The organism is Marinagarivorans sp., from assembly GCF_982758155.1.
Window position 1 is genome coordinate 1 of sequence record NZ_CEXWTU010000209.1, and the last position, 8787, is coordinate 8787.

Sequence of the window (8787 nt, forward strand, 5' to 3'; positions counted from 1 at the left end):
ATGTGAATTCGCTAACACCGGTTTCAGCATTCGTTGTTAAACGGTAAATTGCACCGTAATCACTGTATTCCAATGCATAAAGTTCGCCGCCGCGATAAACGATATCGGAGAATTGCTCGCCGTCAGAATCTTCAGTGGCTTTTTGAAGCTGCACACCATTGTTAGCATCTACAGGAGCTTGGCTTAAGTCAATGCGTAAAACACCTGTGGCTTCATCTCCATCGGCACCTAATAAATTCTTCTCGATGATATAGGCGAATTTCTCTTCGGCATCTACAGCTAAGCGCAGCTGTACATTGCTTACGTTTTCTCGGCCATCCCAAGTTATTGGGTAATCTTTCACAACTTTAGGTGCTCTGTCATCAGAGATGTCGACAACTAATAAACCGGTAGGTTGAATGCCCGCATCATTTTTCTTAAGTTCGTGGTAAGTGATGTAGGCGTGATTGCCGACAACTTCAATACTGTAAGGCGTTACGCCTAGGTCTAATTTATCGCCAATAGCGGTATAAGGGTTACCTTTTAATTTAACGCGCTCGCCGCTGTAGATTTCTTCAGCAATTACTTTTACGGTAACAGTCTCTGCATCTGAGTAGTTAAAACCGTTAAAGGCCGTTACGCGAAAGGTTAAATTTTTATCGGCATCAATAGAGGGGGCGGTAAAATTAATTTTAGAGCCATCATCACTTAGGGTGAAATTAACAGCACTTTCGCCGTCCGCTAAAACTTGTGACCAGTTAAAGGTGAGCGCTCTGTTTTGTGGTTCTGTTGATGGCGTTGCATCTAGAGCAACAGGGGTATTTTGCGGCACGGTAATATCGCGAGCAATGGCAACGGGCTTATCGCCGCCGTCTAATACGCGTACAGTTACAAAATCTTCTGCACTACTATCGGTACCATCAGCTACGCTAAGGGCAAACTGAAACTCTTGGTTGGCGTCTACGCCTTTGGCTGTGAGCGTACGTGTTGCTGTGGTGGCATCATCATTAGCAACGGGGTAATCATCACTCAGGTTTCGCCATACATATTGTGTAATTGGGCGGTCACCATTGGCGGTTGATGCACTGCCGTTGAGGGTAAAGTTTTCACCTTCAAGCACTTCAATTAAAGCGCCAGCCTCGGCGATAGGCGTTTTATTAATAATATTAATAGTGACTTCGTCGGGCGCGCTTTCGATGGCGCCAATCGCGGTAAAGCGAAATACGGCGGCAGAGTCTACGGCCACTTCTGGTGCTGTAAATGAAGGGGTGGCGCTATCACTGTCGAGTGTAATACTTGGCCCTGAAATTTGCTCCCAACGATATTGGCTAACGGCAGGTTCACCAGCGATTACTGATGCTGTCGCTTGTATTGAGCCTACTGCACCTTCTAAAACAGTAACGTCGTCGCCAGCGAAAGCTGTGGGGGCGACAGGAACATTAATAATATTAATGTGAACGTCAGCTGTTGTTATGCCGTGATCGTTAACAGCCGTTAAGCGTAATACGGCAACAGAATTTTCATTAACTTTAGGGGCTACAAGACTTAAGGCCGATTTTGTTGGTGTTTTAATGATGAGTGTCGGGCCTGATACTTGGCTCCATGTTTGCGTCAGTGCATCGCCAAGTGTCGCATTTATTGCAAATTCACTACCTTCGTCGACGGTTGTTGCTCCGCTAATAGTGGCGGTGGGTGGCTCACCTTGAACTGCTCCGCCTCCAAGGCTTACAACATCATTAGGGGCACCACTTTTACCAAACAAACCTGCTGCATCTTCATCTTTTGAACAGCCGGCTAATGCGACGGCGATCGCTAATGGTATAAACGAAACGGCTTTATGTGTGAATCGCATATCAAAACTCCTTGTATGAATAAAAACTGACGAACAATTTTTAAAAACAGGAAGGCTGTAGGCACGAAGGAATATTGAGAAAGTAGAACGAAGGGTTCTCTATCCGTGAGTAAGTGCGACATCCTGTCTTTAATCTAATGCGCTGTCATTAGCGCGGGTCGAAGTATAAATATTTTACAGGGAAGTGCAACAATATTTGTTAACGTATTCGTAAATATATGGGTGGTGACTTATTTTTTTGGTGTTAGGCCGCCGTGGATAATTTTACTGAATAATCACATAGGCGGAATTTTTTAAAAAACAATATATTCTATTGGAGGCATTATTAATGGGGCCTGCTGAGCTATAAATCCAAGCGCTTCCCCATTAGTAATCCACCCCACAAAACACTCCTGTCGCCAGCCCCTGCTTTTACCTCAGATGTATGGCCGCGTAAACCATAGCTGGCGTAGTAACCATTGCTAAAGGCTTTAGTAAAACCTAACCAGCCTTCAATAATGATGTGATTTAATTCGTTGCTGCCGTAGGTTACAGCGGAGTTTTTAAATTGTCCTTGTAAAAATACGTTATACGCACGCGCTTTTACGGAAACACCTCCCCAAAAAAACCATTCATTACAGCTTTTATGAATGTTAGCGGATGATTCTGCGTAGCTGGCGAGTTCTGGGTTAAAGGTGTGCCATTGTGAATTAAGGTTGCCGCTGCGAAAACTTAGCCCCCAACTGGCTTCGGTAATATAGCCTACTGATATCGCTTGAGTTTGTCGCCATTCGGTGTGAGTCACATTATTGTTGAGTAATCGTTGGCGGGATACGCTGTAGCGCAAGGTGGGTTCGCCGCCTTCGGATATTTGATGGTTCCAGCCGTTGGGAGTGTCGCCATTGAGTATTTCATGTGTTTTGGTTTGTACTTGGCCAACAAGGCTTAAGCCCAGTATGCCGTAGGTAAGTTGCGAGCGAACCACAGTATTGCGCGGGGCATTAAGTTGTACAGCGGAGGTACTTAGGTAAACCAAGCTCGAAAAGGGGCGGTCCCCATGAGTGGCGGCGGTTTGAGTAATATCTTCTGGGGTGAAACCGTAAAATCCGGCTTCTATGCCGCCGCTGTGGCCTTTCTCTGCAACGCGGAAAAAGCGGTTTAGTGCGTCAAGAGGAGCATGTGTAGCCGCGGTCAATAGGCTGGCTTTTGAATGGCTAACACTAATGCCATAGGTGTAATCTTGGTCACGCCCCCCAGGGACAAATAAATCATTCTCGTACGAAAAACCCCAGCGTTCGGAATTTTGGCTGTTGCTGGGTAGTGCACTCGGCGTGGCAATGGGAGCTTCTTGCGCATGGAGCGACAACGATAGTAGTGCTGAGAAAAAGAATAAAAGTGCAGTATAGGAGTGCGCTTTAAGGGCGGGCCTACTTATATATAGGTACATAGTTATCTCTTTAGGTGACTGGTCGTCTTTTTATTTATAGCTGACCGGTCGGCTTATTTTTGTCTGTGGGTAAATATATAGATGTCTTGTTGGCTATAAATCGTTTTTTTTGGGGGGCGGGCTTAGTTTAGTGTGGAGCTGAGCATACTTTTAAAGGCTTGCAGTGGCGTGCAAGACTTGGCGGCTTTTGCTCGCATTAATGCGCCTTCCCAGGCATTGAATAAAAACTCAGCGATAACTTGGGCGTCTTGTTGGTTTTTAAGTGTGCCGTTTTGCTGCCCTTCGATAATGACTTTGGCGAGCATGCGAGTGATTTTATTCAGGCTTTTGTCGAGGGTGTTGCGAATATCGTCTGAAGTATCAGCCATTTCTTGGCACATATTGCCAAGGAAGCACCCTTGTTTGTAATCATTGCTGGTGGCACAGTCTATGCCCGATTCAAAAAAGCGAGTTAATCGCTCTAAGGGCGTTAGTGTTGTGTTTTCTAGAAGCGTGGCTGCATGCTCACGGCCTTCTATACTCGCATACTCAATAGCATCAAGCGCAAATTGCTCTTTGCTTTCGAAGTAGTTATAAAAAGAGCCCTTAGGTACGCCAGCCGCATCGACGATATCTTTAACGCTGGTGCCGTTGTAGCCTGCGGCTTTCATTGCATCCATGCCGGCCAGTAATATGGCTTCTTTTTTGTCTTCGCGCTTATTCATGGTGTGGCTACCGCTGTGGTTTAAAGTGTTAATTGTGCGTGCCCGGTATTGTAACAACTGCTTTTGCTGTGAAATAATATGACCGGTCGGCTTATTTGTCAATATCGGCTTTATAACCATTGTCTCTATCTTTATGTGCGTAGTTTCTGGTGGAGTGATTCGGGTTGCAAAAGGGTGGCTTGTTGGAGGTATTACCGGGAACTTCTTTTGTGACCTATACTCGAACTTGCCGCAAAAGCTAGAAACTGCAAGGCTTGCATCGCTGTGAAATTTGACACATGTAAGACTTGGCAGAGCTTAAAAATGAGTGCTACACTCAGCTCGCAATTTTATTTGGAGGTTTACACATTATGGGTACAAGTTTGCAACGTGTTGACGTGCTTGCTCCCGGACAAAATCTTAATGCTTACATGCAGTCGATTAGTCAGTTCTCAATACTGACGGCCGCCGAAGAGCAAGAGATAGCAGAGGATCTTTACTACAGTGAAAGCTTAGAGGCTGCACGTAAGTTAGTAATGGCTCACTTGCGTTTTGTTGTGCATATCGCCAAGTCTTATTCCGGTTATGGCCTTGCGCAAGGTGACCTTATCCAAGAAGGTAACGTAGGCCTAATGAAGGCCGTTAAGCGTTTTAACCCCGAGAAGGGTGTTCGCCTGATCTCTTTTGCGGTGCATTGGATTAAGGCCGAAATTCATGAGTTCATCTTGCGCAATTGGCGCATTGTGAAAATCGCGACGACCAAAGCGCAGCGCAAATTATTCTTTAACTTGCGCGGCCAAAAGAAGCGCTTGGGCTGGTTAACACACGATGAAGCCAAAGCCGTCGCGGCCGATTTAAACGTTGATGTTAAGCATGTGCAGGACATGGAAGGGCGATTATCAGCCTTTGATGCTGGCTTTGACGCTGGCGCAGATGACGATGATGAGTCTACCGCGTACCTAGCGCCAGCCAATATGCTGGAAGATAAGCGCTACGATCCGGCCTCTATGGTGGAAGCAGCAGATTGGGAAAAAACCAGTGTTAACAATCTGGAGTCTGCATTAGAGCAGCTTGATGAGCGCAGCCGTGACATTTTACAGCAGCGCTGGTTGGATGATGATAGCAAGTCGACTCTACACGACCTTGCTGCCCAATATAGCGTTTCGGCTGAGCGTATACGCCAGCTTGAAAAGAACGCCATGAAAAAGCTCAAAGGTATTATGGAGGCGTAGAGGATCTACGGTCTGTAGTGTTTTAAAAAAAGCCGCCGAAAGGCGGCTTTTTTGTGTCTGCTGATTGGGTGCAATGGTTGGGCTGCAATATTCACCCAAAAAGCCATCCACCACACAAAGTTAAGTTTTGGTGTATTGCATTCCCCGCCCTGGCGTCATTAAACTGGGTTAAATGTCTGTTTGTGTCTGGCTGTTCTATCGCGCAATACTGCTCAATGCGAGTTACAGACCCTAGGGGCGGCCAGTGTAGGGGGAATGTATCGTCCATGAATACCGTGCTATTCAATATTAACGACCTGGTTTTGTTGACTGTTTTAGTGATAAGTCTTGCGTTAGCGCTATTTAGCTTTAACCGTAATGGCTACAAAAAACCATCGCGCCATTTACTAATGGCCTTTTTCGCTCTTAACGCCATGATTGCGTTTGATACCCTCGCTTTTTGGGGGAGCGAGGTGCGGTATGCGGCTTTTAATCTTTCACCATGGTTGCTAACCGTATTCAGTTTTTCGGCCTTTGCTTTTGGGCCGGTGCTTTATGGTTTTATTCGCTCAGAACTAATTACGGCTTATCGTTTTCGCTACAGCGATATTATTCATTTACTCCCAGCGCTGCTCATTCCATTTTACCTTTATGGCGTGGCTTATCGCTTCCCTGTGGAGCTTCAGCGTGAGCTTATTTTAAACCTGGGTTTATACAGTCAGCCGCAAACGCATTTTGCTGAATTTATCCTGTTAAAAAAAGTGATGCCGCTTGCGTATGGCATTATGTGTCTTCAGCTGTTTTACATTAGCCGAAAAGAGCCTGGCGCCCAGACCCTTCAATGGAAAAATCTTTTATATCTTGTGGCTGGGTTCAGCCTAATAAAGCTCTGGGCGTTCGTTACTCATTTGGCCGGTATTGTATTACCTGTTGTTTTCAGTGATGTAATGGGTGTTATTGGAAACTATATGACACTGCTTTTGGTGATATTGCTTATGTACTGCGGAGGCCGCAATGGTCGCAGTGTAGAGGCGCAATGCGAAGCAGAATTAAGCCCGCCGCAACCGGCAGAAGATAAGTCTGCCGAGGAGCATGCGCAAGGGCGTGAGCAACTTTTGGCTACCTACCATCAAATCGAGCAATTCGTTGTCGCCGATAAACCGTTTTTGAATCCTACAATGACGCTCGAGCGCTTTGCGCTTCGCGCAGGAGTCTCGCCTCGGAATGTTTCGTTGGCTGTAAACCATTGTTCAAGTAGAAACTTTCACGAGTACCTCAACAGCTTTCGTATTGATGAATCAAAGCGTTTATTAAGTGATGGTTCGCAGGCCCACTTGAGCATACTGGCTATAGCCGAGGCGGCTGGCTTTAATAGCAAAGCGACGTTTAACCGTGTGTTCAAGCAATGCCTTAACACTACACCAACGGCTTATCGGCGCAATGCGGCGGCTCAACATCTATCGGGCGCTTATTGAGACTTTCAGTTTACCTATCGTCGTCTCACTTCCTTTGGGGCGTATTTTGCAGCTTTACCCGCGTTATACCTGGCCGTTACGGTGATGCTTTTACTCTAAAAGCAAAGCAATAAAGGTAGGGCTGTCAAAATGTCGCGAATTATAAAATATCTCACAGTGACGCTTATTTCATGTTTGGCTACAGGGGCGCTAAGCGTTGCTGCCAAACCTTATAAGGGTGCCGAAATATTCACAAGTGATACTGCTCAGTACGGGAAATTTGTGATGCGCATGCGAGCCGCTAAGGCTAGCGGGGTCATTTCAAACTTCTTTTTATGGAAAGATGGCTCAGAGATGGACTCGATCTTTTGGGAAGAAGTAGATGTGGAGGTCTTCGGTAAAAACAATGCTACATCTTGGCAGAGTAATATCATTACTGGCCTAGGCGAAAGAATCTATTCCGAAGAAGTTCATACTCAAAACGACTCATTTGGCGACGGTTACTACACCTTCACAATGGAGTGGACGCCAAATCGGGTGCGCTGGTTAGTGGATGGCAAAGTCATCCGCACAACCAATGGCGGCCAAGCATCAGACTTAACCAGCTTGGCACAATTACGCATTAACTTTTGGCCTCCAGGAATACCGGAGTGGGTCGGTAACTGGAACGATAACGTGCTTCCATTGCAGATGTTTGTAAATTGGGTTGAGTTTTACAGCTGGAATAATGGCAACTTTAATTTAGAGTGGCGTGATGACTTTGATTACTTTGATCAAGGCCGCTGGGGCACCGCAGACTGGACATTTAGCGAGAACCGCGCAGATTTTGCCCCAAACAATGTTGTTGTAAAAAATGGCTACTTAGTTCTCGCCTTAACGCGCGAGGGGCAGGAAGGTTATAACGGTAATCCGCCCGTCGATCAGCCGCAGCAAATGGTATCAAGCAGCGCGCAGCCATCTAGCTCCTCGTTGGCCGCTAGTTCTTCCTCCCAGCCTGCCAGCTCATCCTCTGTTGCCCCTTCATCATCTGTGTCTTCAAGTGCGGCATCATCAGGCAGCCAGGGTACAGTTCAAGTAGGCGCCGCTACAGGCTTGCATTGGCTAGGGCTTTCTCTATTAATTCTGGTTAGAATTTTTGGTTTTCGCTCAGTATTAAATCGCAGAGTAAGCTAACGCAGTATCAGTTTTTGTGTGAATTGGCGTTTTTCGCTCAACGTAAAACTTGCCAATATCGGCCTGTTTGGTGCACATCGCCACCAAACAGGCCTGATTCAACAGCAAGGCTAAAAGCCGTAGTTGATAGTCAAAAAGGTGAGTGTTCTCTTTACATGCATCGCACAAAACGAGTGCCTGTCCCAGCTATTTGATGTTGAATATAGGGGGGCTGTCCCGCTATCTGCGTACGTAACAGGCAATAAAAAAAGCCGCTAAGAAAGTTAAGCTTTAGCGGCTTTTGGGGGCGAGGTTCATCCTGGAGAATACTAACCTATTGATTTGATAGCTTAATGTTATGGGTGTCCCCGATTAGTTTCCGTGCCGCGCGAGGGTTTTCTGATGTGATAAAGTTTCTTAAGCGGGCAATATCCTTAGATGCGCCAGTCAACCAGACTATCTCACAGGGCATGGTTTCTCCTCATCCGCACCCCAAGAGTCTAGCCAATCCATCATATCTTCATTGCTGACGGTTTCGCCGGTTTCTTGGTATTCCTGCCAGCGCGCCATTGTCAGTTCATTTTCACGCTGTTTACGCTCCTCTTTCTCGACATAGCGGGTTAGCGCCTCTTTAGCTAAGAAACTCTTGGAACTGTGTGTCTTGGCCGCTAGTGAATTTAAGCGTTTTTCAAGCTGTTCGTCTAATCGCACGTCTAACATAAGGTCACCTGTTTGCATTTGTTAAACACTGTTTAACAACAGTAACGCTACACCGTCTCATCTTCCATTTTTTCCTCGCTCAGAGCCGTGTACAGCTCCTCTTCGGTCGCTTCCTGCTTGTCGCTCTCGATGCATCGTCGGGTGGGTTGTGTCATGGATTTACTTGAGCTTCGAGATACTCACGTGGGTGTATATCTCGGTGGTGTTGATGCTCGCATGGCCTAGCATCTGCTGGATAAAGCGGATGTCGGCTTGTTTGATGTATTTAGTCACCGAGCGACTAAGGCGGTCGGGTGTGAGCGGCTGGCCG

Annotated in this window: 8 protein-coding genes; 3 read left to right on the forward strand and 5 right to left on the reverse strand. The window is 46.5% G+C overall.

Annotated features, from left to right (window positions below; all coding sequences use genetic code 11):
* From AC3A8L_RS17235 to AC3A8L_RS17245, 3 genes are all read right to left on the reverse strand, one after another.
* Positions 1-1831, reverse strand: a 1831-nt coding sequence (locus AC3A8L_RS17235; protein WP_487963513.1) for a PKD domain-containing protein, incomplete at its 3' end; no start/stop codon positions are given.
* 343 nt (positions 1832-2174) lie between these two features.
* A complete protein-coding gene (locus AC3A8L_RS17240) occupies positions 2175-3257 on the reverse strand; it encodes a lipid A-modifier LpxR family protein (protein ID WP_487963514.1) in 1083 nt (360 codons plus the stop codon).
* Positions 3258-3379: 122 nt separating this feature from the next.
* Complete coding sequence (locus AC3A8L_RS17245; RefSeq protein ID WP_487963515.1) at positions 3380-4081, reverse strand: TetR/AcrR family transcriptional regulator; 702 nt, start codon at positions 4079-4081, stop codon at positions 3380-3382.
* 230 nt (positions 4082-4311) lie between these two features.
* Here AC3A8L_RS17245 and rpoH point away from each other — a divergent pair, with 230 nt between their 5' ends.
* From rpoH to AC3A8L_RS17260, 3 genes are all read left to right on the forward strand, one after another.
* Entirely contained in the window at positions 4312-5172 is an 861-nt protein-coding gene (rpoH, locus tag AC3A8L_RS17250; RefSeq protein ID WP_487963516.1) for an RNA polymerase sigma factor RpoH, read from the forward strand.
* Between the two features lie 53 nt (positions 5173-5225).
* Complete coding sequence (locus AC3A8L_RS17255; protein WP_487963517.1) at positions 5226-6626, forward strand: helix-turn-helix domain-containing protein; 1401 nt, start codon at positions 5226-5228, stop codon at positions 6624-6626.
* Between the two features lie 129 nt (positions 6627-6755).
* On the forward strand, positions 6756-7778 hold the full coding sequence (locus tag AC3A8L_RS17260; protein WP_487963518.1) for a family 16 glycosylhydrolase: 1023 nt from the start codon (positions 6756-6758) through the stop codon (positions 7776-7778).
* Between the two features lie 435 nt (positions 7779-8213).
* On the opposite strand, the gene AC3A8L_RS17265 is transcribed toward AC3A8L_RS17260, so the two are convergent.
* Both AC3A8L_RS17265 and AC3A8L_RS17270 read right to left on the reverse strand, forming a co-directional pair.
* Positions 8214-8477 carry a CopG family ribbon-helix-helix protein gene (locus tag AC3A8L_RS17265; protein ID WP_487963519.1) on the reverse strand — a complete coding sequence of 88 codons (264 nt, stop codon included), beginning with the start codon at positions 8475-8477 and terminating at the stop codon, positions 8214-8216.
* Between the two features lie 159 nt (positions 8478-8636).
* Positions 8637-8750, reverse strand: coding sequence for a tyrosine-type recombinase/integrase (locus AC3A8L_RS17270; RefSeq protein ID WP_487963520.1), 114 nt, complete (start codon positions 8748-8750; stop codon positions 8637-8639).
* Between the last annotated feature and the right edge of the window lie 37 nt (positions 8751-8787).

Excerpts from the sequence above, each read along its gene's own strand:
- AC3A8L_RS17265 (WP_487963519.1), bottom strand. The coding sequence starts at position 8,477 with ATGTTAGACGTGCGATTAGACGAACAGCTTGAAAAACGCTTAAATTCA.
- AC3A8L_RS17240 (WP_487963514.1), bottom strand. The coding sequence starts at position 3,257 with ATGTACCTATATATAAGTAGGCCCGCCCTTAAAGCGCACTCCTATACT.
- AC3A8L_RS17245 (WP_487963515.1), bottom strand. The coding sequence starts at position 4,081 with ATGGTTATAAAGCCGATATTGACAAATAAGCCGACCGGTCATATTATT.
- rpoH (WP_487963516.1), top strand. The coding sequence starts at position 4,312 with ATGGGTACAAGTTTGCAACGTGTTGACGTGCTTGCTCCCGGACAAAAT.
- AC3A8L_RS17260 (WP_487963518.1), top strand. The coding sequence starts at position 6,756 with ATGTCGCGAATTATAAAATATCTCACAGTGACGCTTATTTCATGTTTG.